At 65.6% G+C, this 25,007-nt stretch carries 23 protein-coding genes; 18 read left to right on the top strand and 5 right to left on the bottom strand.

The features are described from left to right. Positions 1-170: 170 nt before the first annotated feature. Genes hrcA through ACIQCM_RS01660 form a run of 3 tightly spaced genes read left to right on the top strand, consistent with a single transcriptional unit; the run spans position 171 to position 3,121 of the window. Positions 171-1,184 carry a heat-inducible transcriptional repressor HrcA gene (gene hrcA / locus ACIQCM_RS01670; protein ID WP_400603686.1) on the top strand — a complete coding sequence of 338 codons (1,014 nt, stop codon included), beginning with the start codon at positions 171-173 and terminating at the stop codon, positions 1,182-1,184. 27 nt (positions 1,185-1,211) lie between these two features. Then, positions 1,212-2,339, top strand: coding sequence for a molecular chaperone DnaJ (gene dnaJ / locus ACIQCM_RS01665; RefSeq protein WP_400603688.1), 1,128 nt, complete (start codon positions 1,212-1,214; stop codon positions 2,337-2,339). Positions 2,340-2,341: 2 nt separating this feature from the next. Continuing rightward, positions 2,342-3,121: a 16S rRNA (uracil(1498)-N(3))-methyltransferase gene (locus tag ACIQCM_RS01660; protein WP_400603689.1), complete on the top strand. Its 780-nt coding sequence runs from the start codon at positions 2,342-2,344 to the stop codon at positions 3,119-3,121. Here the strand turns inward: ACIQCM_RS01660 and ACIQCM_RS01655 are convergent. Beyond that, the gene (locus ACIQCM_RS01655) at positions 3,108-4,016 is read right to left on the bottom strand and encodes a GerMN domain-containing protein (protein WP_400603691.1); all 909 of its coding nucleotides are present in this window, start codon (positions 4,014-4,016) and stop codon (positions 3,108-3,110) included. The genes ACIQCM_RS01660 and ACIQCM_RS01655 overlap by 14 nt on opposite strands. Before the next feature lie 405 nt (positions 4,017-4,421). Between ACIQCM_RS01655 and ACIQCM_RS01650 the strand changes: the two genes are divergently transcribed. The 5 genes from ACIQCM_RS01650 (at position 4,422) to ACIQCM_RS01630 (ending at position 9,936) form a co-directional block, all read left to right on the top strand. Continuing rightward, entirely contained in the window at positions 4,422-5,507 is a 1,086-nt protein-coding gene (locus ACIQCM_RS01650) for a PhoH family protein (RefSeq protein WP_400603693.1), read from the top strand. Continuing rightward, positions 5,504-5,977 carry an rRNA maturation RNase YbeY gene (ybeY, locus tag ACIQCM_RS01645; RefSeq protein WP_400603698.1) on the top strand — a complete coding sequence of 158 codons (474 nt, stop codon included), beginning with the start codon at positions 5,504-5,506 and terminating at the stop codon, positions 5,975-5,977. The genes ACIQCM_RS01650 and ybeY overlap by 4 nt, the downstream gene beginning before the upstream one ends. After that, positions 5,974-7,305 carry a hemolysin family protein gene (locus tag ACIQCM_RS01640; RefSeq protein ID WP_400603701.1) on the top strand — a complete coding sequence of 444 codons (1,332 nt, stop codon included), beginning with the start codon at positions 5,974-5,976 and terminating at the stop codon, positions 7,303-7,305. The genes ybeY and ACIQCM_RS01640 overlap by 4 nt, the downstream gene beginning before the upstream one ends. Beyond that, a complete protein-coding gene (gene era / locus ACIQCM_RS01635; RefSeq protein ID WP_400603702.1) occupies positions 7,289-8,248 on the top strand; it encodes a GTPase Era in 960 nt (319 codons plus the stop codon). Before ACIQCM_RS01640 ends, era begins: the two co-directional genes overlap by 17 nt. Positions 8,249-8,484: 236 nt before the next feature. After that, the gene (locus ACIQCM_RS01630; RefSeq protein ID WP_400603704.1) at positions 8,485-9,936 is read left to right on the top strand and encodes an LCP family protein; all 1,452 of its coding nucleotides are present in this window, start codon (positions 8,485-8,487) and stop codon (positions 9,934-9,936) included. 24 nt (positions 9,937-9,960) lie between these two features. On the opposite strand, the gene ACIQCM_RS01625 is transcribed toward ACIQCM_RS01630, so the two are convergent. Next, positions 9,961-11,913 carry a M13 family metallopeptidase gene (locus ACIQCM_RS01625; protein WP_400603706.1) on the bottom strand — a complete coding sequence of 651 codons (1,953 nt, stop codon included), beginning with the start codon at positions 11,911-11,913 and terminating at the stop codon, positions 9,961-9,963. Between the two features lie 252 nt (positions 11,914-12,165). Between ACIQCM_RS01625 and leuA the strand changes: the two genes are divergently transcribed. From leuA to ACIQCM_RS01610, 3 genes are all read left to right on the top strand, one after another. Further along, positions 12,166-13,905, top strand: coding sequence for a 2-isopropylmalate synthase (gene leuA / locus ACIQCM_RS01620; RefSeq protein ID WP_400603708.1), 1,740 nt, complete (start codon positions 12,166-12,168; stop codon positions 13,903-13,905). Positions 13,906-14,012: 107 nt separating this feature from the next. After that, the gene (gene recO / locus ACIQCM_RS01615; RefSeq protein WP_400603709.1) at positions 14,013-14,765 is read left to right on the top strand and encodes a DNA repair protein RecO; all 753 of its coding nucleotides are present in this window, start codon (positions 14,013-14,015) and stop codon (positions 14,763-14,765) included. 2 nt (positions 14,766-14,767) lie between these two features. After that, positions 14,768-15,601 (top strand): isoprenyl transferase, encoded by an 834-nt coding sequence (locus ACIQCM_RS01610; protein WP_400603711.1) that lies wholly within the window; start codon positions 14,768-14,770, stop codon positions 15,599-15,601. Here the strand turns inward: ACIQCM_RS01610 and ACIQCM_RS01605 are convergent. Continuing rightward, entirely contained in the window at positions 15,550-16,572 is a 1,023-nt protein-coding gene (locus tag ACIQCM_RS01605; RefSeq protein ID WP_400603713.1) for an alpha/beta hydrolase, read from the bottom strand. The genes ACIQCM_RS01610 and ACIQCM_RS01605 overlap by 52 nt on opposite strands. Before the next feature lie 107 nt (positions 16,573-16,679). Here ACIQCM_RS01605 and ACIQCM_RS01600 point away from each other — a divergent pair, with 107 nt between their 5' ends. Further along, positions 16,680-17,783: a quinone-dependent dihydroorotate dehydrogenase gene (locus ACIQCM_RS01600; protein ID WP_400603715.1), complete on the top strand. Its 1,104-nt coding sequence runs from the start codon at positions 16,680-16,682 to the stop codon at positions 17,781-17,783. A 74-nt stretch (positions 17,784-17,857) separates the two neighbouring features. On the opposite strand, the gene ACIQCM_RS01595 is transcribed toward ACIQCM_RS01600, so the two are convergent. Next, complete coding sequence (locus ACIQCM_RS01595; protein WP_400603717.1) at positions 17,858-18,460, bottom strand: DUF3043 domain-containing protein; 603 nt, start codon at positions 18,458-18,460, stop codon at positions 17,858-17,860. A gap of 89 nt (positions 18,461-18,549) precedes the next feature. On the opposite strand from ACIQCM_RS01595, the gene ACIQCM_RS01590 reads away from it, so the two are divergent. The 5 genes from ACIQCM_RS01590 to ACIQCM_RS01570 all read left to right on the top strand — a co-directional run bounded on the left by ACIQCM_RS01590 (position 18,550) and on the right by ACIQCM_RS01570 (position 23,678). Then, a complete protein-coding gene (locus ACIQCM_RS01590; protein ID WP_400603719.1) occupies positions 18,550-19,986 on the top strand; it encodes a dipeptidase in 1,437 nt (478 codons plus the stop codon). 108 nt (positions 19,987-20,094) lie between these two features. After that, positions 20,095-20,484, top strand: coding sequence for a HesB/IscA family protein (locus ACIQCM_RS01585; RefSeq protein ID WP_400603720.1), 390 nt, complete (start codon positions 20,095-20,097; stop codon positions 20,482-20,484). 185 nt (positions 20,485-20,669) lie between these two features. Then, on the top strand, positions 20,670-21,542 hold the full coding sequence (gene coxB / locus ACIQCM_RS01580; RefSeq protein ID WP_400603722.1) for a cytochrome c oxidase subunit II: 873 nt from the start codon (positions 20,670-20,672) through the stop codon (positions 21,540-21,542). Between the two features lie 10 nt (positions 21,543-21,552). Then, positions 21,553-23,280, top strand: coding sequence for a cytochrome c oxidase subunit I (gene ctaD, locus ACIQCM_RS01575; protein ID WP_377216180.1), 1,728 nt, complete (start codon positions 21,553-21,555; stop codon positions 23,278-23,280). Then, a complete protein-coding gene (locus ACIQCM_RS01570) occupies positions 23,277-23,678 on the top strand; it encodes a cytochrome c oxidase subunit 4 (RefSeq protein ID WP_377216181.1) in 402 nt (133 codons plus the stop codon). Before ctaD ends, ACIQCM_RS01570 begins: the two co-directional genes overlap by 4 nt. A gap of 88 nt (positions 23,679-23,766) precedes the next feature. Here ACIQCM_RS01570 and ACIQCM_RS01565 read toward each other — a convergent pair whose 3' ends face one another. After that, complete coding sequence (locus ACIQCM_RS01565) at positions 23,767-24,030, bottom strand: HPr family phosphocarrier protein (protein WP_400633651.1); 264 nt, start codon at positions 24,028-24,030, stop codon at positions 23,767-23,769. A gap of 204 nt (positions 24,031-24,234) precedes the next feature. On the opposite strand from ACIQCM_RS01565, the gene ACIQCM_RS01560 reads away from it, so the two are divergent. Continuing rightward, positions 24,235-25,005 carry a GntR family transcriptional regulator gene (locus ACIQCM_RS01560; RefSeq protein WP_400603726.1) on the top strand — a complete coding sequence of 257 codons (771 nt, stop codon included), beginning with the start codon at positions 24,235-24,237 and terminating at the stop codon, positions 25,003-25,005. Positions 25,006-25,007: the final 2 nt, after the last annotated feature.

Genomic DNA, 25,007 nt, shown 5'->3' with positions numbered 1-25,007 from the left:
CATTCCGCCTAGTGATAGATCAGTTGCCCCGTTCCCCCGGAGCGGTACCAATGCTAACAACGGGGCGAGTCATAATAGACTGTTAGCACTAAGGCATGTCGAGTGCTAACAGTCATGGTGGCGCTGACCGGGCCGGCGAGGCCGCCCCGGACCCTGGATGGAGGTGGAGTGTGAGCGAACCGCGCAAGCTGGAAGTGCTGCGGGCCATCGTTGAGGACTATGTCCACTCCCGCGAGCCGGTCGGTTCCAAGGCCCTCGTGGAGCGGCACCATCTCGGCGTCTCCAGTGCGACCATCCGCAATGACATGGCGGCGCTGGAGGATGAGGGGCTCATTACAGCACCCCATACCAGTGCGGGCCGGATTCCCACGGACAAGGGCTACCGCCTGTTCGTGGACCAGATCTCGGCTGTGAAGCCCCTTTCCCAGGCGGAGCGCCGCGCCATCCAGTCGCTGCTGGAGGGCGCGGACGATCTCGACGACGTCCTGGACCGGACCGTGCGCCTGCTGTCGCAGCTCACCAACCAGGTTGCCGTGGTGCAGTATCCACACCTCAGCCGGGCGCTGGTCCGCCACATCGAATTCGTCCTGCTTGCCCCGCGCAAGGTTTTGGTGGTGCTGATCGCCAACAGCGGCAAGGTGGACCAGCGGGTGGTCGACGTCGGGCAGGACCTGGGAGACGACGCACTTGCCGCGCTGCGGACCCGGTTCCTGGGATCGCTGGGCGGTACGGCGCTCAGCCAGTTGGCCCAGTCCCTGCCGGCGGTGGTTTCCGCGGTGGGCCCCGGCCAGCGGCAGGCGGCCCAAGCTCTGGCGCATGGCCTGGAAGGACTGGCGCACACCAGCCGGGAAGACCGCATGGTCATGGCCGGCACCGCCAACCTGGCCCGTTCCAACGTGGACTTTCCACTCAGCATCGGGCCGGTCCTGGAAGCACTGGAGGAGCAAGTGGTCATGCTGCGGCTCCTGGGCGAAATGGCGCAGGACCACCGCGGCGTGGCCGTGAGCATCGGACGGGAAAACCCGTACGACGGCCTGGCGGAAGCTTCCGTGGTGGCTACGGGCTACGGTCCGGACAGTGCAGCGAAAATCGGAGTACTCGGACCCACGCGGATGGACTACCCCACCACCATGGCCGCCGTGCGCGCCGTGGCACGGTACCTGTCCCGGATCCTGGGACCCTGACGTTACAACAAGGAAGAGAAACCAACTTTGAGCAGCCACTATGACGTCCTTGGAGTCTCGCCGGAGGCTACGGGGGAAGAGATCAAGAAGGCCTACCGCAAGCTGGCCCGCACGCTCCACCCCGACGTCAACCCCGGCCAGGATGCCTCGGACCGCTTTAAGGCAGTGACCCACGCCTACGAGGTCCTCTCGGATCCGCAGAAGCGCCGCGTCTACGACACCACGGGCAACGAGAACGGCACGGACAACGGGTTCGGCGGCGGTGGATATGCCGGCCAGGGCTTCGCCTTCCAGGACATCTTCGACACATTCTTCGGAGCCGGAGGCACCACCGGCCCGGCGTCGCGTGTCCGCCGCGGGCAGGACGCCCTGATCAGCGTGCGCATTGAACTGCGCGACGCCGTCTTTGGCGTCAACAAGAAGCTTGAGGTCGATACCGCCGTTACCTGCCCCACCTGCGAGGGCTCCTGCTGCCAGCCGGGATCGCACCCTGAGCGCTGTGACATCTGCGGCGGCAGCGGCCAGGTCCAGCGGGCAGTCCGTTCCATTCTTGGACAGGTCATGACCGCCGCACCCTGCGGTACGTGTGAGGGCTTCGGCACCGTCATCAAGGATCCGTGCAACGAGTGCAGCGGCCAGGGCCGCATCCGCAGCCGCCGGTCACTCACCATCAAGGTTCCTGCCGGCGTTGCCACCGGAACCCGCATCCAGCTCTCGGGACAGGGGGAGGCCGGTCCCGCGGGCGGGCCGTCAGGCGACCTCTACGTGGAAATCCGGGTCAACAACGATCCCACGTACGTCCGTGACGGCGATGACCTGCACGCCACCTTGAACATCCCCATGACGGCGGCAGCGCTGGGCACGGATGTCAGCCTGGAAACCTTCGACGGCGTCCAGGAAATCGACGTCAAGCCCGGCACCCAGTCGGGCGAAATCATCACCCTCCGCGGACTGGGCGTGACCCACCTGCGCGGATACGGCCGGGGGGACCTGAAGGTCCACCTGCAGGTGGAAACCCCCGCCCGGCTGGACGCTGCGCAGGAAGACCTCCTGCGGCAGTTGGCCAAGCTCCGCGGCGAACAGATCACCGAGGGCAAGCTCGCCGCCAGCGGCGGCATGTTCGCAAAGCTTCGGGATCGGCTGGGTAACCTGTAGCGGTGAGCAACCCCGTCTTTTTCACCTCTGCCGGCGGCCTCGACGGGACCGGTCCTGGTGACACGTTTGTCCTGGAAGGACCCGAAGCCCGGCATGCGGTCGCGGTCAAACGCCTCGCGCAGGGTGAACCCGTGGACATCGTCGACGGTGCCGGCCGGCGCCTGACCGGAACGGTGGCGTCGGCCGGCCCGTCCGGCCTGGAAGTCGAGTGCCTCTCCCTTACTGACGAGGCCCGGCCGGACGTCCGGCTGGTGCTGGTCCAGGCCCTCGCCAAGGGCGACCGCGACGAACTGGCCATCGAGACGGCGACGGAACTCGGAATCGATGCGGTGGTCCCATGGCAGTCGGAACGTTCCATCGTGCGCTGGAAGGGTGACCGGGCCGCAAAAGCGCACGCCAAGTGGCAGTCCGTCGTTGCAGCTGCGGCAAAGCAGGCGCGGCGCGCCTGGGTGCCGGAGGTGCGTCCCGCCGTCGACACCTCCGCCCTTGCCGCGGCCGTCGAAGCCGCGGACCTGGCAGTGATCCTCCATGAGGACGCCGTCCGCCCGCTGCGGAGCGTCCTTGAATCATGGCAGGGACGCGATGGGGCGGGCGTTCGGGAGGTGCTGCTGATCGTGGGGCCGGAAGGCGGCATCAGCCCGCGCGAGGTGACGCGGCTCTGCGATAAGGGGGCGGTGACCGCGTTGCTCGGCAGCCACGTCCTGCGCTCCTCCACGGCCGGGCCGGCCGCCGTCGTCCTCGCCAGCGATGTGCTGGGACGCTGGGGCACTACCGGACGCTGAACGTCCTGGTGTCCGCATTCAGGTCCGGGCCGTCGCCGGTTCCCGCCTGGGCAACCTTCAGCTCGTAGTCCCCGGCGGGAAGCTTGGGGGCCAGCGTGAAGATGCCCGACTGTCCGGCCTCTGCGGCGGCGGTGGTTTCGCCCGTGAGGTACGGCATCTTCACTGCGCCCTCCGTGCCTTTCAGGATCTGCCAGCGCAGCCTGCTTCCGGCCTTGGTGCTGCGCCCGGTGATCTTGACGCTGCCGGCACCCACCTCCACGCCCTCCTGCGGGTCGATAATCCACACCGGGGCCACCATGCCCGGGGCGCGGGACATCAGGTCGCCCAGCCGGATGTGTTTGAAGGCAGGGTAGTCAGTATGGCCGTCCACCAGGATCCGTACCCTGATCTGCTGGCCGGAGTCGATCAGGCCTGAACTCGCAGCGGCGGCCGTTGCCGTGTACACGAGCTGCTGGACGGCACGGGCAGCCATGTCCGCGTCCAGGTTGCTGTTGAATGCGTCCTCGGAGACGTCCACGTTGATGACATCCTTGCCCGAGATGGACGTGGCAAGGCTGCTGGGATTCTGCCATGGCGTGAAGAAATCAGGATCCAGCGGTTGCTCGGACATCATGGCCCGCAGTGCCCGGGTGACCGGATTTTCCTGCTCCGGCACATCGCGGAACTCGCGGTAAAGAAAGACGTTTTGGCCGCTGCGGCCAATCCAATACACCGGGGCCTTGTTGGAGGACTGCGTCGTTTCAAGCGGGGCGCTGGTGGCAGGGACCCCGGGGGTTCCTCCCCCGGCAGTGGTGCCCGGCCCAAGCGGTCCGGAAGGCGCCGGGACAGGTTCGACGACGCAGCCGGTCAGCAGCAGGGGCACAGCCAGGAAACCCGCCACGACCGCGGCACGCACACGGCGGCCCGTCCGTGCACCCCTAGGGGGAGCGGTGGTTTCCGGCACGATAATGGCCCTGTCCTTTCTGGGTGGTGGGCCGGTCCCCGGACGGCTCCTTCCAACGGAAGCTGGATTTCAAGCATGGCACAGCAAGAGGCTCTGGAAACCCGGATCAGGCCCTCCCGCGCGAACTGCAACGGGAACGATATCCGGCTGATATGAACTTGAGACATAACCGCCCGGCGCCGGCGGCCGGCTCTCCTCCGGGCGCGCTTCCCGGAGCGGACAGGCGCCGCCGCAGGGGCCTCCTGGCGTAAGATGTAAGGACCCGTTGGGAAAAACGACGCCGGCACCGGCCTTGCGCTTCCCGGCGGCAAACGTTTCTCAGACTTGAAGGGGATCACGGGCCCGCGGGCCAGCACTATGACTGAATCAGCGAACGGAAAGCGCCGGCTCACCGGAGAGGGCGCCGCAGCAGAGTTCCCCCATTCCCTTCCGGGAGTCCGGACGGAGGTGGTCCTCTTCGATAACTCCGACCAGATGGTTCAGTCCCTGGGCAGCCATGATGAAGCGCTGCGCTTTATCGAAGAGCAGTTCCCCAACGTCAGTTTCCACGTCCGCGGCAACGAGCTGACCATCAGCGGGCCGCCCGCCGAGGTGCCGCGGATCATGCGCCTCCTCGACGAGGTCCGTGGGCTCGTGTCGAAAGGGACCGTCATCACCCCGGCAGTGCTCCAGCAGCTTGCCGTCCTCCTGCGCAGCCAGTCCCTGCAGAATCCCGTAGACGTCCTTACCCACGACATCCTCTCCAGCCGGGGCCGCACCATCCGGCCCAAAACGCTGAACCAGAAAAACTACGTTGACGCCATCGACGACAACACGGTGATCTTCGGCATCGGCCCTGCGGGTACCGGAAAGACCTACCTCGCGATGGCCAAGGCCGTCCAGGCGCTCCAGCAAAAGGAAGTCAGCCGGATCATTCTCACCCGTCCTGCGGTTGAAGCGGGCGAGCGGCTGGGTTTCCTGCCAGGCACACTCAGCGACAAGATCGACCCCTACCTGCGCCCGCTTTACGATGCGCTGCACGACATGATGGACCCCGAGTCCATTCCACGGCTGATGGCTGCCGGGACCATCGAGGTGGCACCGCTGGCGTACATGCGCGGCCGCACCCTCAACGACGCGTTCATCATCCTGGACGAGGCCCAGAATACGACTCCGGAGCAGATGAAGATGTTCCTGACCAGGCTTGGTTTCGGTTCCAAGATGGTGGTGACCGGCGACGTAACCCAGGTGGACCTGCCGTTCGGCACGCGCTCCGGGCTCCGCATCGTGGAGGAGATCCTGCGCGGCATCGAGGGCGTCAACTTCTCTGTCCTGGACGCAGCGGATGTAGTGCGGCACCGGCTGGTAGGCGACATCGTCAACGCCTACAGCATCTGGGACGACGCGCAGCGCAGCCGCGTGAAACATTCGGCCGTACGGGAAAAGCGGGGGGAACACGCGTGAGCATCGAGGTCAACAACGAATCCGGCGTCCAGGTGGACGAAGCCGCGCTTGTGGCACTGGCTAGGTACATCTTCGGACAGCTCTTTATCCATCCGCAGGCTGAACTTTCCATCATGCTGGTCGATGAGCCGGCAATGGAAAAGCTGCACATCGAGCTGATGGACGAGCCCGGGGCCACGGACGTGCTGTCCGTTCCCATGGACGAGCTGACTCCGGGGACGCCGGACCGCCCCACGCCGCAGGGCATGCTGGGCGACATTGCCATCTGCCCCCAGGTCGCCGAAATCCAGGCCCGGAACGCCGGGCATGGCCTCGAGGACGAGATGCTGCTCCTTACTACCCACGGAATCCTGCACCTGCTGGGCTATGACCACGCAGAACCCGAGGAGAAAGCCGAGATGTTTGGGCTCCAGCGGGAACTCCTTTCCGGGTTCACCGGCAAAGAAGCGCCTGCCGAGACCACCCAGTGACCGAATCGCTCCTGGTCGTCATGTCCCTGGTGTTCCTGGGCACGGCGGCTGTACTGACGGCGGCCGAGGCCGCATTCAACTTCCTTCCCCGGCACGAGGCAGAAGACGCCCTGGACCGGAACCCCGCGGGCGCCATGCGCAAAATCCTGGCCCATCCCGTAGCCCACATCCGGGCCCTGCGGTTCTGGCGCATCTGGTTCGAGATGGCCTCGGCGGTGGCAGTCGCGGTGCTGCTCTACAGCCTGCTCGATAACGTCTGGCTGGCCGGCCTCGCTGCCACCGGCATCATGGCAATTCTCGGTTTCGTCATTGTCGGCGTATCGCCCCGCCAGTTCGGCCGGCTGCACTCAACCGCCGTGGTCCGGTTCACTGCGCCCATGATCCGCTTCCTGACCTGGGTCCTTGGACCGATCCCCGGCTGGCTTGTGGCACTCGGCAGCTCAGCAGCCCCTGGCGCGCCTGTCGGTGACGAGGCGTTCTTCAGCGAACAGGAGTTCCGCGAGCTGGTGGAGCGGGCCAGCGAATCGGACATGATCGAGGACACCGAAGCGGAAATGATCCAGTCAGTCTTCGACTTCGGGGACACGTTGGTGCGCGCCGTGATGGTCCCGCGGACGGACATCCTGAGCATAGACGCCGGTTCCACCCTCCGGCAGGCCATGTCACTCTTCCTGCGCTCCGGCTACTCCCGGGTGCCGGTGATCCGCGAGGACGCGGACCACATCCTCGGAATCGTCTATCTCAAGGACGTCGCCGCCGTCCTGCACGGGCTGGCCCCGGGCGAGGAGCCGCCGCCGGTGGAAACACTGGCCCGGGAAGTGCGCTACGTGCCCGAGTCCAAGCCGGTCAGCGACCTGCTCCGCGAGCTCCAGAAGGAATCCACGCATGTGGCGATCGTGATCGACGAATACGGGGGCACGGCCGGGCTGGTCACACTCGAAGACCTTATTGAGGAAATTGTCGGCGAAATCGTCGACGAATACGACACCGAAAGCGCCGAGGCCGTCGAACTGGGGGACGGTTCCTACCGGGTCAGCGCGCGGATGAGCATCGACGATCTCGGCGAACTTTTTGACATTGAGCTCGACGACGACGAAGTGGACACCGTGGGCGGGCTCCTCGCCAAAGCGCTGGGCCGCGTCCCCATCGTGGGCAGCGCCGTGCACGTGCACGGGTTGGCTTTACGAGCCGACCGCCTCGAAGGCCGCCGCAACCGTGTCAGCCACATCATTGCGGCACGGGTGACAAAAGAAGACACTGACCTTGAAGACCTCCTCGACGAGGCGGAAGCAACCCAGCAGGGAGTTCCACGTGAGCAAGAAAAATAAGGCAGCCGGCGAGGAAGAATTCGGTGGTTTCAGGGCAGGGTTTTCGGTGCTGGTGGGCCGGCCCAATGCCGGTAAGTCCACTCTCACCAATGCGCTGGTGGGCAAGAAGGTGGCCATCACCTCCGCGAAACCGCAAACGACCCGGCACACCATCCGTGGAATCGTGCACCGCGGGAATGCGCAGCTGATCCTGGTGGACACCCCGGGTCTGCACCGGCCCCGCACTCTCTTGGGCAAGCGCCTGAACGACCTTGTGGCGGACACGTTGGCCGAGGTCGATGCGATCGGTTTCTGCCTTCCGGCCAATGAGAAAATCGGCCCCGGCGACAAGTTCATCGCAGCCCAATTGGCCGCGGTGGGACGGAAGCCGGTCATCGCGATAGTGACCAAGGCGGACCTGGTGGACCGCCAGGCACTGACGGAGCAGCTGCTCGCGGTTGCTGCGCTGGGCCGGGAGGTTCTCGGGGCGGAAGGCTGGAAGGACATCGTGCCCGTTTCCGCCAGCGACGGCTTCCAGGTGGACACCGTGGCTGACGTACTGATCAGCCACATGCCGCCGTCGCCTCCGCTGTATCCGGACGGTGAGCTCACGGACGAACCCGAAGCCGTTATGGTGGCCGAGCTCATCCGCGAGGCCGCCCTCGAGGGCGTCCGCGACGAACTGCCGCACTCACTGGCTGTCGTCGTGGAGGAGATCGTTCCGCGGGAGGACCGGCCAGAGGACAACCCGTTGCTGGACGTACGCGTGAACCTTTACGTCGAGCGGCCCTCGCAGAAGGCCATCATCATCGGCAAGGGTGGAAGCAGGCTGCGCGAAGTGGGCACGAACGCCCGCAAGGGGATTGAAGCGCTGCTCGGAACCAGGATCTACCTGGACCTCCATGTGAAGGTGGCCAAGGACTGGCAGCGTGACCCGAAGCAGTTGGTTAAACTCGGGTTCTGACCGGCCAACGCCCGGGCCTAGCCCGGGCAGTCCGGCGCGCTGCCCGGCAAGTTCCCAGACTGGACCACTAAAATGGACCGGATTTTGATTTTTTTTAGAGGAAGGTTCAGGACGTGGGTCGAGGCCGTGACATGCGCGGGAACGGAGCGGATGCCTCCGGAGGGCCGGCGCCGGTATCCCGCCACGCCGGCACCGGTCCTGCCGGAGCCGCGCGCCATATGGGCCCTCCGCACGGCATGCCCCTTTGGCTAAAGATCGTCACAGGAATCCTGGCGGTGGCCCTGGCAGGAGCCCTCGCCTTTGCCGGTTTCTGGTTCCTTCGGCTGCAGAACAACATCTCCAAGGCGCCCCTGAATGCCGGCGGCGGCGGAAGCGAAGTCCCCGACGACGCCAAGGGGCGGCTGCAGATCCTGATTCTGGGCTCGGACACGCGGGACGGCAAGAACTCAAAATACGGTGCCGCGGAGGATTCGACCGGCTACGGCAACTCGGACGTCATGATGCTGATGGACATTTCCGAGGACAACAAGCGTGTCAGCGTGATCAGCTTCCCCCGCGACCTGCTGGTGGACATTCCTGAGTGCCGGGACCCCGGCTCGGGCCGGACGTTCCCGGCCCGGTCCGGCGTCATGATCAATGAGGCCATGGCGGAGGCCGGCATCGGCTGCGCCGTCGATACGGTCAACGAAATCACCGGCCTTGAGGTGGACCACTTCATGATGGCCGATTTCAACGCCGTCAAAGAGCTTTCCAACGCGGTGGGCGGCGTGGAGGTATGCATCAGCGACGCTGTCTACGATCCCGATTCGCGGTTGCGCCTCCCCGCCGGAACCTCTTCCGTCCAAGGCGAGATGGCACTGGCGTTCCTCCGCACCCGCCACGCTTTTGCCGACGGCGGCGACCTGGGCCGGATCAAGGCCCAGCAGGGCTTCCTTTCCTCCCTCACCCGCAAGATCAAGGACGAAGGCACCCTGTCCGATCCGCCCCGGATGCTCAAGATCGCGGACGTGGTCACGCAGAACCTGACCGTAGATGAAGGCCTGGCCTCCGTGCCCACCCTGCTGACCATCGGCACCAGGCTCAAGGACATCGACGTCAGCAAGGTCGCCTTCGTCGCGGTGCCCACCAGGCCCGCCGAAAGCGACCCCAACCGGCTGGAGATCGCAGAACCGGCAGGGTCACAGCTCTTCGCCGCCATGCGCAAGGACGTGGACCTTACCGACCCTTCGGCCCCGGCCCCGGCCACGCCGTCGCCCGGCGCCACGCCCAAGCCAACCGCCCCCAAGCCCACCACTCCGCCTGCGTCGCCGTATGACAAGAGCCTGCAGCCCGTGGCGGTAGCCAACGGAACCGGAGAGCCCGGCCGCGCACAGGAAATCGTCGAAGCCGTGATCGCGGCAGGGTTTACCCAGGCCAGCCAGTACGAGGCTCCTGCGGTGGAACAGTCTGTGGTGTACTACGGCCCCGACTTCGCGGACGTGGCACCGGACGTGGCTAAGATTTTCGGAATCCCGGCGGCGCAGATCCTCCCCGCGGACGGCGTGTACGGCGTCCAGGTCTACCTGGGAACCGATTTCCCTTCAGGGGTGAAGTATGGCGGGGTCGCGCTGCCGAAGGACATCGTCAACCAGACCGCCAAGGACAGCACCTGCCAGCAGGCCAATCCTGCCCTGATCGTGCAGGAGTAGCGCAGGCCGGCAGGTGCGGAACGGCTACCAGATACTGACGCGTTCCTCCGGAGCCATCCACATGGCGTCCTGGTCGGTGACGGCAAAGGCGTCATGGAAAGCGTCCAGGTTCCGGGCGATTGCGTTGGTGCGGAATTCGTTGGGGGAGTGCGGGTCCGTGGCCAGCCGCCGGATTGCTTCCTCCTGCCTGATCACCTGGCGCCAGCCGGCGGCCCATGAGGCAAAGAACCTCTGCCGGCCGGTCAAGCCGTCCAGGACTTCCGGCTCCTTGCCGTCCAGGCTGATCAGGTAGGCCTTATACGCAATGGCCAGGCCGGCCAGGTCCCCGATGTTCTCGCCCAGGGTGAGCCGCCCGTTGACGTTGTGGCCGGGTGCCGCATACGGCGAGAGTGCATCGTACTGGGCAATGAGCCTGGCGGTCAGGGATTCGAACGCCTTGCGGTCCTCCTCGGTCCACCAGTTCCGCAGCGCGCCGCCGCCGTCGAACTGGGATCCCTGGTCGTCGAAGCCGTGCCCGATTTCGTGGCCAATAACGGCGCCGATGCCCCCGTAGTTGACGGCATCGTCAGCGTCTGCCGTGAAGAACGGCGGCTGCAGGATAGCGGCGGGGAACACGATCTCGTTCATCATCGGGTGGTAGTAGGCGTTGACCGTCTGCGGCGTCATCAGCCACTTGTCCCGGTCCACCGGTTTGCCCACCTCGTCGAGATGGCGTTCGACGTCGGCATTGTGGGCACGCTCCACGTTGCCAAGGAGGTCCTGCGGGTCGATCTCCACGGCTGAGTAGTCGATCCACTTTTCCGGGTAGCCGATCTTTGCGCGGAAGGCTTCCAGCTTGCGCAGCGCTTCGGCGATGGTTGTCCCGCCCATCCAGCTCACCGAGGTGATGCTCCGGCGGTACGCCTCGATGAGGTTGTCCACCAGTGCCTGCATGCGGGCTTTATGGGCCTCCGGGAAGTGCCGCTGCACGTATATCTGCCCTACGGCTTCACCGAGGGCAGCCTCCACGACGGCGACGCCCCGCTTCCAGCGGGCCTTGTTCTGCGGCGTGCCGCTAAGGGCCGTGCCGTAGAAGTCGAAGTTGGCGTCCACGAACGCGGAAGGCAGATAGGGGGCGGCAGCACCGATGACCCGCATGGCCAGCCACTCCTGCCAGGTGGAGAGCGGCACCTCGTCCAGAAGTCCTGCCGCGCCCTCGAAGAATCCCGGGGTGCTGACGACCAGTTCGGCGCGCTTGTCCGCGTCGATGCCGGCCGCCTCGCACCACGCGGTGAGGTGGGGGAAGAGCGCGGCGGCCTCGCCGGCGGTCTTCAGGTTGTACGTCTTCCGGGGGTCGCGGAGCGTGACGTTGTCCCAGTGGTGTGCAGCAAGCCGGGTTTCGAGCTCCACCACCCGCGCGGCGGCCGCTGCAGGGTCCGGCAGTCCAGCCAGGGCGAACATGCGTTCCACGTGGCCGGTGTATTCGGCCACCAGCGGTGCGAACTTGTCTTCGCGGTAATACGACTCGTCCGGAAGACCCAGGCCGCCCTGGCCGATGTAGAGCAGGATCCGGTCAGGGTTCCCGGCATCGGGAGCCGGGTAGATGTAGAAGAGTCCGCCCACGTCGGCCCGGAACAGGCGGCCCGTGAGGGAGACCAGGTCGGCCGCCGACGCCGTGGCGTGGACATCCGCCAGCCGCTGCCTTATGGGCTCCATGCCTTTGGCCTCCACTCCGGCCTCATCCATGAAGCTGTTGTAAAGGTCGCCGATCTTCCGCTCGATGCCGTTCGCTGCGGCCCCCTTGCCGGCGGCCTCTTCGATGATGGCCCGCACTGCCAGCTCGGAACCGTCGCGCAGGGCAGTGAACGTACCTTCCAGCGGCCGGTCCTCAGGGATCTGCGTGGCTTTCAGCCATGCCCCGTTAACGTGCCGGTACAGGTCATCCTGCGGCCTGACGGTGTGGTCGAAGGTGGACAGGTCGATGCCGGAATTGGGCACTGAAACTCCTTTTGCCGCGGGCCCGGTTCCGGTGTCGAACGGCCAGGCGTCTGCATGGTGGACTTTACGGACGGTAGCGCCCTTTCATCTTACGCACCCGTGTTACCCTCAAATGGTGCGTGCAGAACTGCTCCTTCTTAGCTGCCGCGGCGAGGCCTCAGACGCGATCTAGCGCAAGGCCCACCCTCGCTGCGGAGTTTGTGTTGCCCGGCCACCTTTCAACGAAGAACCCCAGAAAAGGCCCCGATAGTAATGCGAAACGCACAGAAGCCCTCAGGAATGCCTGCCCACCGCTACACCCCGTTCCAGGACGTTATCAAGGTGGAGCTGCCTGACCGCACCTGGCCGGACAAGGTCATCACCAAGGCTCCGCGCTGGTGCGCGGTCGACCTGCGGGACGGCAACCAGGCGCTGATCGACCCCATGAGCCCCGCCCGCAAGATGAAGATGTTCGACCTGCTGGTGCGCATGGGCTACAAGGAGATCGAGGTCGGGTTCCCGTCGGCGTCACAGACGGACTTCGATTTTGTCCGCCAGCTCATCGAGGGCAACCACATTCCGGATGACGTCACCATCCAGGTCCTCACCCAGGCCCGCGAACACCTGATCGAACGGACCTACGAATCCCTGGTCGGCGCCAAGCAGGCCATCGTCCACCTGTACAACTCCACCTCGGTGCTTCAGCGCCGGGTGGTTTTCAACCAGGATGAAGACGGTATCCTCGACATCGCCCTGCAGGGTGCGCGGCTGTGCAAGAAGTACGAGGAAACCCTCGTGGACACGCACGTCACCTACGAATACTCCCCGGAGTCCTTTACCGGCACCGAACTGGAGTACGCAGCCCGGGTGTGCAACGCCGTTGCCGATGTGTTCGAAGCTTCTGCGGACCGCCAGGTGATCATCAACCTGCCCGCAACTGTGGAGATGGCCACGCCCAACGTCTACGCCGATTCGATCGAGTGGATGAGCCGGCACCTGCACCCCCGTGAGGGCATCATCCTCTCGCTGCACCCGCATAATGACCGGGGAACCGGCGTGGCTGCTGCCGAGCTGGGCTACATGGCCGGGGCGGACCGCATCGAAGGCTGCCTCTTCGGCAACGGTGAACGCACGGGCAACGTGGACCTGGTCACGCTGGGCCTGAACATGTTCGTGCAGGGCATTGACCCCATGATCGATTTCTCCAACATCGACGACGTCCGCCGGACCGTCGAATACTGCAACCAGCTGCCGGTTCCCGAGCGTTCCCCGTACGGCGGCGATCTTGTGTTCACGGCCTTCTCCGGCTCGCATCAGGACGCCATCAAAAAGGGCCTGGAAGCGCTCGAGCGTGATGCCGCCACAGCCGGCCAGGAGATTGCGGACTTCAAGTGGGAGGTGCCGTACCTGCCCGTGGATCCCAAAGACCTGGGCCGCAGCTACGAGGCCGTGATTCGGGTGAACTCCCAGTCCGGCAAGGGCGGGGTTGCCTACCTGCTTAAGAACGAGCACAGCCTGGACCTTCCCCGCCGCGCGCAGATCGAGTTCTCCGGCGTGATCCAGCGCCGCACGGACACCGTTGGCGGGGAAGTCAGCGGCGCTCAGCTGTGGCAGATCTTCCAGGACGAATACCTGCCCTCGGGCGAGGAAGACGGCCAGTGGGGCCGTTACTCCCTGGGTGCGGTGAAGACGGAAACGGACGACGACGGCGGCATGACGCTGCATGCAGCGCTCACCGTTGACGGAGTACAGGTGAGCCGCACAGGCACCGGGAACGGCCCCATCGCCGCACTGCTGAGCATCCTGCGCGAAGACGGCGTGGACGTGCGGGTGCTGGACTACAGCGAGCACGCCCTCTCCGAGGGCGGCAACGCCATGGCCGCCGCGTACGTGGAATGCGCGGTGGGGGAGCGGGTCCTGTGGGGTGTCGGCATCGATGCCAACACCAGCATGTCCTCCCTGAAGGCCGTCATCTCGGCCGTCAACCGGGCCATCCGGGACGCGCAGGCCTGACCCTTCGTCCAGAGTGCCGCCGGAGGTTCCGGCGGCACTTTGTCGTTTTTCGAACTGCGCGGTGCGGCAGCGGAGCATTGCCGCCGCCGGGGATGGGAAGATAAAGCGTGGCCCAACAGTCTTTCGCTTCCCGCGCGTACCGGGACGACGCCGTCGTGCTCCGTACCCACAAACTCGGCGAAGCGGACCGTATCATCACCCTGCTCACCAAGCACCACGGCCAGGTCAGGGCGGTGGCGAAGGGCGTGCGCCGCACCAGCAGCCGCTTCGGCGCCCGCCTGGAACCCTTCATGGTGGCCGACCTGCAGCTCGTTTCGGGGCGGACCCTCGACATCGTCACGCAGGCCGTGGCCAAGGGCGCCTATGGCGGCAGCATCGCCGCGGACTACGGCAGGTACACCGTTGCGGCGGCAATGACGGAGACCGCGGAGAAGCTGACAGACGTGGACGGTGAAGCCGGCACCGCCCAGTACAACCTGCTGGTGGGCGCCCTCGCGGCGCTTAGCCGGGATGACCATGCAGCCGGGCTGATCCTGGACTCCTACCTGCTGCGTGCCCTGGCAACCGGTGGATGGGCGCCCAGCTTCACGGACTGCGCCCGATGCGGGCGCACCGGCCCCCACTCGGCCTTCGCGGCTCCCCTCGGCGGCATGGTGTGCGGGGACTGCCGGCCACCGGGTTCACCCGCGCCGGCAGCGGAGACCGTGGTGCTGCTGGCCGCACTGCTGACGGGGGACTGGGCCACCGCCGATGCTTCCCTGCCCGTCCACCGCAAGGAAGCCGCCGGCCTGGTGGCGGCCTACCTCCAGTGGCACCTGGAACGAGTACTGAAATCCCTCAAGCATGTGGAGCGTAGCTGACTGTGGCCCTCGGAAAAAAGAAGAACCCCGCCCGGCGCACCCGCCCAGTCGTGGCACCCTACCCGCACCCCTCAGGAGCGGTGGCACCATCCATCCCGCAGGAGTTCATCCCCCGGCACGTGGCCATCGTGATGGACGGCAACGGTCGGTGGGCCAACCAACGGGGCCTTCCGCGCATCGAAGGACACAAGGCCGGGGAACCGGCGCTCTTGGATGTCATGGCCGGTGCCATTGAACTGGGCATCGAGTACGTGAGCGTGTATGCATTTTCCACGGAAAACTGGCGCCGCTCCCCGGAGGAAGTCCGCTTCCTGATGGGATTTAACAAGGACGTGCTACGCCGCCAGAGGAACCAGCTGGACGAATGGGGCGTCCGGGTCCGCTGGGCCGGCCGCAGGCCGCGGCTCTGGGGATCGGTGATCCGGGAACTGGAGGAGGCGGAAGACTTCACGGCCGGGAACAGCACCTGCACGTTGACCATGTGCGTCAATTACGGCGGCCGGGCGGAGATTACTGACGCGGTCTCCGCCATTGCCGGGGATGTCGCTGCCGGCAGGCTCAAGCCCGGCGCCATCACCGAGCGCACCATCCAGAAGTACCTGGACGAACCGGACCTGCCGGACGTGGACCTGTTCCTGCGCAGTTCCGGTGAGCAGCGCCTTTCCAATTTCCTGCTCTGGCAGTCGGCTTACGCCGAGTTCGTGTTCATGCACACTCTTTGGCCGGACGTGGACCGCAGAACGTTGTGGGCTGCCGTGGAAGAGTACGCACGGCGTGACCGGCGTTATGGCGGTGCCGTGGATGCAGCGCCTCCAGCGCGCCTTTCAGCTCCATAGGCGGTCAGCCAGCGGCCAAGCCGGGCATACGCGTCGCGCCGGACTTCCGGAGGTGAGAGGAAAACGTCATGGAGCCCGCCCTCGATCCGTTCCACTGTCACCGTCCGGCCCAGCGTCAGGGCCCGGGCTGCGATGATGCCCACGTCAAGGACCGCATCAGCCCGCCGCATCTCGTCTGACCATGAGAGTCCCGTGGCGCTGGCCCGGGAGAGCAGCACCAGAACCGGAATGTCCAGGCCGAGCCCCCGGGCCACCCGCGCGTGGCCTGCCAGCACCGCGTTCAGCCAGCCCGCGCGGACGGGAAAGGCCATGGGCGGCCGGTACCGGTCGTCCAGGTCCCATTCGCCTTCCGCTGCACTGCTGATGGTCCGCCAGTAGTAGCCACGCTCCGGCAGGCGGAGCACCGCTTCAGGGCGGAAGCGTGCGACGGGGCCAACCACCCCCGCCGCTGCCCGACGGACCAGTGCGCTGCCGTGCATTTCCAGCCAAGGGCTGTTGAGTACCAGTGCGGCGAGGCCTTCGGGGTGCCGGCTGGCCCAGAGGGCAGCGACCAAGCCGCCCGTGGAGTGTCCCATTAACGTCAAGGGCGCGCCGGCCTCGTTGCGGATCAGGCTGATGGCCACGGCCAGTTCGGCGTCATAGTCGGCGAGGTCTGCCACGAAGCCGCCCGGCAGCCCGGGGCGGATACTGCGCCCGTGGTTATGCATGTCCAGGGCGTAGAACGCGTAACCGCGGTTTGTCCAGAAGCGGGCAAGGTCGGTGTTGAAGAAGTAATCGCTCCATCCGTGCAGGAACAGTACGGCACCCCCTGGCGTCCTGCCCGCAGGGGATTTCCTTGGCGGTTGATCCGCGGTCCCCGGCCCCGGGCGGAGCCGCACCAGGGTGGCGGTGCGTTCCACGCCGTCCACCCCGGAGGCAACGAACGCCAATGACTCGAACCCGCCGCCCAGGATGTCCTGCTGCCACTGCATGGGCCCATGTTAACCGCCCGGCCAGGAACTGCCACCCGGCTAACCGATCTGCGGGGCACGGCAGGGCGCGGTTTGGTCTGGGCCTCGGAAGACGGAAAACTAGAGGCATGCGCGTTTACCCCACTTTCTTCAGGCTGGCCTTTTCATGGATGGACGCCGAGCGCGCCCACACCCTCGGATTCAAGGGGATCCGGCTGGCGCACCGGACAGGCGCCGGGAAGGTCCTGCAGAAGCTGACAGCCCCGGCCGCATCGCTCCGGACCCCGGCGTTCGGCCTGACATTTCCCTCTCCTTTCGGGCTCGCCGCGGGGTTTGACAAGGAGGGCCACGGTATCGAGGCGCTGACCGAGCTCGGCTTTGGCCATGTGGAGGTGGGTACCATCACCGGGCAGGCCCAGCCGGGCAATGAAAAGCCCCGGCTTTTCCGGCTGGTCCAGGACCGTGCGGTCATCAACCGCATGGGGTTCAATAACGACGGCGCCGCGGCAGTTGCGCCCCGCCTGAAGGCTGCGCGGGCTGCCCTCCAGCGCAGGCACCCGGCGGTCCGGCCCATCATCGGCGTGAACATTGGCAAGACCAAGGCCGTTGAGCTCGGGGATGCCGTGGCGGACTACCTTGTCAGTGCCAGGAGCCTCGCCCCGGCGGCCGACTACCTGGTGGTCAATGTCAGTTCTCCCAACACCCCCGGCCTTCGGCTGCTGCAGGACGTCGAAACGCTGCGTCCGCTCCTCCTGGCGGTGGGGGAGGAGGCGGACCGGGCGGCCGGGCGGCACGTTCCCCTTCTCGTCAAAATCGCGCCGGACCTCAGCGACGAGGATATCGACGATGTTGCCCGGCTTGCGCTGGAGCTGAAGCTTGACGGCATCATCGCCACGAACACCACCATCGGGCGGAGCGGCCTGGCCACACCTGCCGACCAAGTGGAGCGCTGCGGCGCCGGCGGGCTCTCCGGCGCACCGCTTAAGCAGCGGTCCCTTGAAGTCCTGCGGCGGCTCAAGGACGCCGTCGGTGACCAGCTCACCCTCGTTGCAGTGGGAGGCGTGGAGACGGCCCGGGACGTGCAGGACCGGCTGGATGCGGGTGCCACCCTGGTGCAGGGGTATACGGCCTTCCTCTATGAGGGTCCGTTCTGGGCGGCCCGCATTAACAAGGGGCTGGCGCGGAACCGCCGCCAGGCAGGCCAGCCGCCCGAAGCAGTTCCATTTTCTTAAAGAACGAACCCCGGCGGGCTGCTCCGCCGGGGTTCTGTGCTGCCGTCCTAAACGGCGATGCGATGATGATGCCGTCAGGCCGGGTACTGCCCGCGCTTGACCTGCGGCTTGGGAAGCCGAAGCTTACGGAACTGGAGTGAACGCATGGAGCCGTACCAGACGGTGCCGCGTTCCACCTCGCCGAACTTGGCGGTGAGCGCCTTGCGGAGCTTGCGTGACAGGATGAACACGTCCACGAAGACGGCCAGGAACATCAGCCAGAAGCCGCCCAGCACGTAGACCATCAGGTCGCTGGAAGCAGGAACCACCAGGGAAACCAGCACGAAGACCAGTGCGCCGAACATCAAGTACTCGCCCAGGCTGAACCGTGCGTCCACGAAGTCGCGGGCAAAGCGCTTCTGCGGGCCCTTGTCCCGCAGGGGCAGGAACCTCTCGTCTCCGGTGTCCAGGGCCTGCCGCATTTTCAGGCGCTGCTCCTGCACTGCCTGGCGTTCGGCTGCCTTGGATGCCTTGCGGTCCTCCGGCACCAACGGCCGCTTGCGGGCCGCTTCCTGGGCCTTGCGGGTAGGGGTGGGGGCGCCCTTGCCGGACACTCCGCCCTGGCGCGCCGCGGCTTCTGCCGCCTGCTGGTCTACTGTTTCCTGCGCCGAGGGCGCTTCCTTTTTACGTCCGAACACCCGTACAGAATACCTTGCGCGGGGGCTGCCGGTTCCTTCCCGGCCGGGGCGTGGAAAGCGGCGGATGTGACGGAGGTAATGTTTTCTGCATGACCTCCACCCCTGCCGAAAGCAGCCTGACGGAAGACCTCCGCGCAGCAATCGATAACAGTTTCCACGACACCCTTGCCAGGCTTAAGGAACTGGTGGCCATCCCGGGGATCGCGTGGCCCAGTTTCGACCGCGCCCCGCTGGACCGGAGCGCGGACGCCACCGCCGCCCTGCTGCGGGCCGCCGGCCTGGCCGAGGTCAGCGTGCTGGGCTGCGACAAGGAGGACGGAACGCCAGGGGGACCGGCCGTCGTCGCCCGCCGTCCTGCAAGAGAAGGCAAGCCGACCATCCTGCTCTACGCCCACCATGACGTCCAGCCGGCCGGTGATGAGGCCCTGTGGGAGACCCGGCCGTTCGTCGCCGTCGAAAAGGAAGGCAGGCTCTACGGCCGCGGCGCGGCGGACGACAAAGCCGGAATCATGGCCCACATTGCCGCCTACGCCGCGGCGGCGGAGGTTCTGGGCGATTCCTTCGGCCTGGGCGTGACGTTCTTCTTCGAGGGCGAGGAGGAAGCCGGGTCGCCGACTTTCCGCAGGTTCCTGGAAACGCACCGGGAGCTGCTCCGGGCTGATGTCATCGTGGTTGCCGACTCCAGCAACTGGAAGGTGGGCACGCCGGCGCTGACCACCAGCCTGCGCGGCCTTGTAGACGGCACCATCGAGGTCCAGGTCCTCAGCCATGCGGTGCACTCGGGCATGTTCGGCGGTCCGGTGCTGGATGCTCCCACCCTGCTGTCCCGCCTGATTGCGACGCTCCATGACGATGACGGGAATGTGGCGGTGCGCGGGCTCGTGGCCACGGACACGGCGGTAGTTGACCTGCCGGAGGCGGACTACAGGGCGGATGCGTCCGTGCTTGACGGGGTGCGCCTGGCCGGGACGGGAAGTATCGCCTCGCGCCTCTGGACCAAGCCTGCGCTGTCGATCATCGGTATTGATGCGCCGGCAGTGGATGTCGCGTCGAATACGCTGCTGCCCCGCGCCCGGGCAAAGTTCAGCCTGCGCCTGGCCCCGGGGCAGGACCCCGCCGAGGCCATGGCGGCCATGCGCCGGCATGTCGAAGAGAACGCACCCTTCGGCGCCAAAGTCATTTTCACCCCGGGCGAGAGCGGCAACCCCTTTTCCACCGATACGTCCTCGCCCGCGGCCGCGCTGGCCATGTGGGCGTTGGGCGAAGCATGGGGAGTGCCGGCCGTCGAGACGGGCATCGGCGGCTCCATCCCCTTCATCGCGGACCTCACCGAGATGTATCCCGACGTGCAGATCCTGGTGACCGGGGTGGAGGACCCGGACTCACGGGCGCACAGCGCCAACGAGTCACTGCACCTTGGCGATTTCCGCAACGCGGTCCTGGCCGAAGCGCTCATGCTGGTCCGGCTGAATAATGATGGCCTCCGGGAACAAGGGCAGGCCGGGCATGGTTACGCAGGGAGTTAGAGCTACACGCCTGTCCGACGTAGCATGTAGCTATAGCCCATACCGAATCCGTAAGGGCAGGCACTGCCACGGCAGTGCCGCCAGGACCGCTCAAAGAAGGTAGGCCACATGAGCACCGCAACCAATGAGAACAGCACTGAAACCACCGCCGCGGCCAGTGACGAACTGCCCGTCCACGAGGTTAACCTCACCGACGTCGCCGCAGGCAAGGTACGCAGCCTTCTCGAACAGGAAGGCCGCACGGACCTGCGCCTTCGGGTTGCCGTGCAGCCCGGCGGCTGCTCAGGGCTGATCTACCAGCTCTACTTCGACGAAAGGCTGCTGGACGGGGACGCCGTCCGTGACTTCGACGGCGTGGAAGTTGTCGTAGACAAGATGAGCGTTCCGTACCTCACCGGCGCCAGCATTGACTTCGAGGACACCATCTCCAAGCAGGGCTTCACCATCGACAACCCCAACGCCGGTGGCTCCTGCGCCTGTGGAGATTCCTTCCACTAGCCCGGTCATTTCGCCCGATGCCGGCGCCGGACGCCCCGCGAGCAGAACAGTGGGGAGCCACGGCGCCGACATGTGGGCGAAACGCCCGGCGGAGCGGTAAGCTCTACACCGAGTAGTAAAACTTTTAGTGTGCCCGGAGCGCCAATGGCTGCCCGGGCAACAGCATCAAGTAGGAAGGGCCGTCTGTGAGTTCGCAGAACCGAACCGGCAGCCGACGCAAAACGATCACCACGATCACAGGCTTGGCAGTTGCCGGCGCGTTGGCTTTGACCGGATGTTCGCCAGAGGTAGAGAAGGGGTGGCTGCCCACCGAGCGTGGCACCACCAGCAACACCGACCGCATCATGGACCTCTGGGTCAACTCATGGATTGCCGCCCTCGTGGTGGGTGTCATTACCTGGGGCCTGATCATCTGGTGCCTGGTGGCCTACCGCCGGCGCAAGGGGACCGTGGGTTTCCCGCGGCAGACCAGCTTCAACCTGCCCCTGGAAGTCTTCTACCTGACCATCCCCATCTTCATGGTCCTGGTGTTCTTCTACTTCACCGACCGCGACCAGCAGGCCATTGACGACCGGTCGCAGCCTGCGGACGTCGTTGTGGATGTCCGCGGCAAGCAGTGGGCCTGGGACTTCAACTACAAGGCCGGGGACGTCATTGAAGAAGACGTCCACGAGGCCGGCGTCCAGGCGCACCTGACGGGCAACACCATCAACAAGGAACTGCTGCCCACGCTGTACCTGCCGGTGAACAAGTCTGTTGACCTCGAGCTTAACGCCCGCGACGTTATCCACTCTTTCTGGGTTCCTGCCTTCCTGCAGAAGCGCGACATGATCCCCGGCAAGACCAACTACATCCGGTTCACTCCCACCAAGGAGGGAACCTATGACGGCAAGTGCGCCGAACTCTGCGGTGAGTACCACTCCGAAATGCTGTTCCGAGTCAAGGTGGTGTCCGAAGCTGAATTCCAGGCACACCTGGATGAACTGAAGGCGGCCGGAAACACGGGCCTCATCGGCAACGAGTACGACCGCAACCCGAACGTGAACGAAATCAAGTAAGGGCAGCGACGTGGCTACATACACCCAACCCGCACCCACCGGAGCCCTGGCTGCTCCCGTGGTCCCCAAATCCAAGGGACGCATCGTCGTCAACTGGATCACCTCCACCGACCACAAGACCATCGGGTACATGTACCTGATCGCGTCCTTCGTGTTCTTCTGCTTCGGCGGCGTCATGGCGCTGCTTATCCGTGCCGAACTCTTCGAGCCGGGCATGCAGATCCTGCAGACCAAGGAACAGTACAACCAGCTGTTTACCATGCACGGCACGGTCATGCTGCTCATGTTCGCGACTCCGCTTTTCGCCGGGTTCGCGAACGTCATCATGCCGCTCCAGATCGGGGCGCCTGACGTTGCCTTCCCGCGGCTGAACGCCCTGGCGTTCTGGTTCTTCCTGTTCGGCTCCACGATTGCTGTGTCCGGCTTCATCACCCCGCAGGGCGCGGCCTCCTTCGGCTGGTTCGCTTACGCGCCGCTGTCCAACACCACGTTCAGCCCGGGCGTCGGCGGTGACCTGTGGGTCTTCGGCCTGGCGCTGTCCGGCTTCGGTACGATCCTCGGTGCGGTCAACTTCATCACCACCATCATCTGCATGCGCGCCCCGGGCATGACCATGTGGCGCATGCCGATCTTCACCTGGAACACGCTTATCACCGCGATCCTGGTACTGATGGCCTTCCCGCCGCTGGCAGCAGCCCTGTTTGCGCTCGGCGCGGACCGCCGCTTCGGTGCTCACATCTTCGACCCGGAAAACGGTGGCGCAGTCCTCTGGCAGCACCTGTTCTGGTTCTTCGGCCATCCCGAGGTGTACATTATCGCCCTGCCCTTCTTCGGCATCGTTTCCGAGATCTTCCCGGTGTTCAGCCGCAAGCCGATCTTTGGTTACAAGGGTCTTGTCTACGCGACGATTGCGATCGCTGCCCTTTCCGTTACGGTCTGGGCCCACCACATGTACGTCACCGGCTCTGTTCTGCTGCCGTTCTTCGCGTTCATGACCATGCTCATCGCGGTGCCCACCGGCGTGAAGTTCTTCAACTGGATCGGCACCATGTGGCGGGGGTCGCTGACCTTCGAGACCCCCATGCTGTGGAGCATCGGCTTCATCATTACGTTCCTCTTCGGTGGCCTGACCGGCATCATCCTGGCCTCACCCCCGCTTGACTTCCACGTTTCGGACTCCTACTTCGTGGTGGCGCACTTCCACTACGTGGTCTTCGGCACGGTTGTCTTCGCCATGTTCGCAGGCTTCTACTTCTGGTGGCCCAAGTGGACCGGCAAGATGCTGAACGAGCGCCTGGGCAAGATCCACTTCTGGCTGCTGTTCCTCGGCTTCCACGGCACGTTCCTCATCCAGCACTGGCTGGGTGTCGAGGGCATGCCGCGCCGTTACGCCGACTACCTGGTGGAGGACAACTTCACCTGGATGAACCAATTCTCCACCGTGGCTTCATTCGTCCTGGGCGCCTCGCTGATCCCGTTCTTCTGGAACGTTTACATCACCTGGCGCAGCAACGACCGCGTCACCGTGGACGACCCGTGGGGCTTCGGTGCGTCGCTGGAGTGGGCAACCTCCTGCCCGCCGCCGCGCCACAACTTCACGTCCCTGCCCCGGATCCGTTCGGAGCGTCCCGCCCTGGACCTGCACCACCCCGAGCTTCGCCAGGTGCACACCGTTGAGTCGCCCGCTCCCGTTGCACAGGCACTGGGCAACGCTGACCAGAAGGACACCGCCCAGTGAAAATCGAATCTTGGATCTTTGGAGCCGGAGTCTTCTTCTTCGTTCCCGTTTCGATCGTTTATGGGTTCCTGACCGACTGGAGCGAATGGGTCGGCATCCTGGGAGTCCTCCTGGTCGGCGGACTCGCAGGCATGATTGGTGCTTACCTGGGCTTCACCGCGAAGCGCGTGGGCCTGCGCCCCGAGGACCGCAGCGACGCCGAAATCCACGAAGGCGCCGGCGAGCAGGGACACTTCAGCCCCTGGAGCTGGTGGCCGCTGGTACTCGGCCTCGCCTGCGCGGGCGGATTCCTGGGCCTGGCCGTGGGCTGGTGGATTGTCTTCGTAGCTGCCGGCCTGGCGGTAGTAGCCCTGGTCGGCTGGGTCTACGAGTACAGCCGCGGAGATCACGCGCACTAGCGCAGACTACATAAGTAACGACGACGGGCCCCACCACCGGTGGGGCCCGTCGTCGTTTTGTGTCCCGCAAGTAGGCCGCCCTTCCGCGTCAGTGGACGCTTCCCTGGGACTCGAGGAGGGCCGCAAGGGATGCAAGAATCCGATCGGTGTCCCCGGCGCCGTGCGCTTCCGGTACCGCACCTGCGTCGACCTCCAGGCGAACTTCGCAGCCGTGCTGGAAGTCCGCTGCCATAACCTGCAGCAACGAGCGGGCATCGGCGTCGGCCGTTCCGTCCTTCCTGATCACGACAGGAAGCCCGGACTCATTAACGGCACGGACGAATTCAGCGGCGGGTCGGGCGTGCAGGCCCACCAGGGCCCTGACTACGGCCTTGCGTGATGGCAAAAGTACTCCTCGGTTCGGCTCCTCCGGGAAGCCGCTGTGCAATTTCCCATCAAATATATCCGCATCGTCTGCGTGCCCGGGGCACGTACTTGCCACATTGCGTCAGGCGATACGGCGGTCTAGACCTGTCATAAAATGGATGCTGCACCCAACGGCAGGGAGAACAAAACCATGGCAGGCAGCGCTGCGGCCGTCACAGGAACCATTGACCGCGAAAGCGGCATCGCCATTTACGTCCAGCTCCGGGAAATTTTGCGGAGCTACATCTCGGAGTCGTGTCCTCCAGGCTCTGCCCTGCCGTCCGAGCGGGATCTCGCCGAGCGTTTCGGCCTGGCCCGGATGACCGTACGGCAGGCGATCGATGCCCTGGTAGGGGAGGAGGTCATCGAACGCGTGGTGGGGCTGGGGACCTTCGTGCGCAAGCCGAAAGTGGACCTGCAGGTGAAGCTGACATCGTACAGCGAAGAGATGCAGCGACGCGGCATGGTACCCGCCGCGAAGGTCCTGAGCTTTGAACAGATCGGCGCCAGTGCCTTCCTTGCCCGCGAGCTGCAGGTGGAGGAGGGGACACCCCTGATCCGCTTCCGGCGCCTCCTGCTGGCCGATGGGGAGCCGATGAGCGTCGATGAGAACTTCATCCCGGCCCACCGTGTGCCCGGCCTGCTGGACCAGGAGCCGCCCACGTCGCTCTACAACGTCCTCAGTGAGCAGTTCGGGCTTGTGATGGAGTGGGGCGAGGACATGATCGAAGCGACCGCCGCCTCACCGTCCACGGCGAGGCTGCTGAATGTGGAAGTGGGTTCGCCCCTGCTGAAGATCCAGAGGCATGCCTTCGTGGCCCGCGCCATGGTGGATTACTCCGTCTCCTATTACCGGGCCGACCGCTATAAACTGTGGGTTCCGCTGCAGCGGCCCGGGGCGCGGCGGGCACGAAACCACTGAGT

The sequence above is a fragment of the Pseudarthrobacter sp. NPDC092439 genome, from assembly GCF_044754945.1.
Taxonomy (GTDB): Bacteria; Actinomycetota; Actinomycetes; order Actinomycetales; family Micrococcaceae; genus Arthrobacter.
Note: the sequence above shows the minus strand (reverse complement) of the source record. Positions and strands in the feature narration are given on the sequence as shown.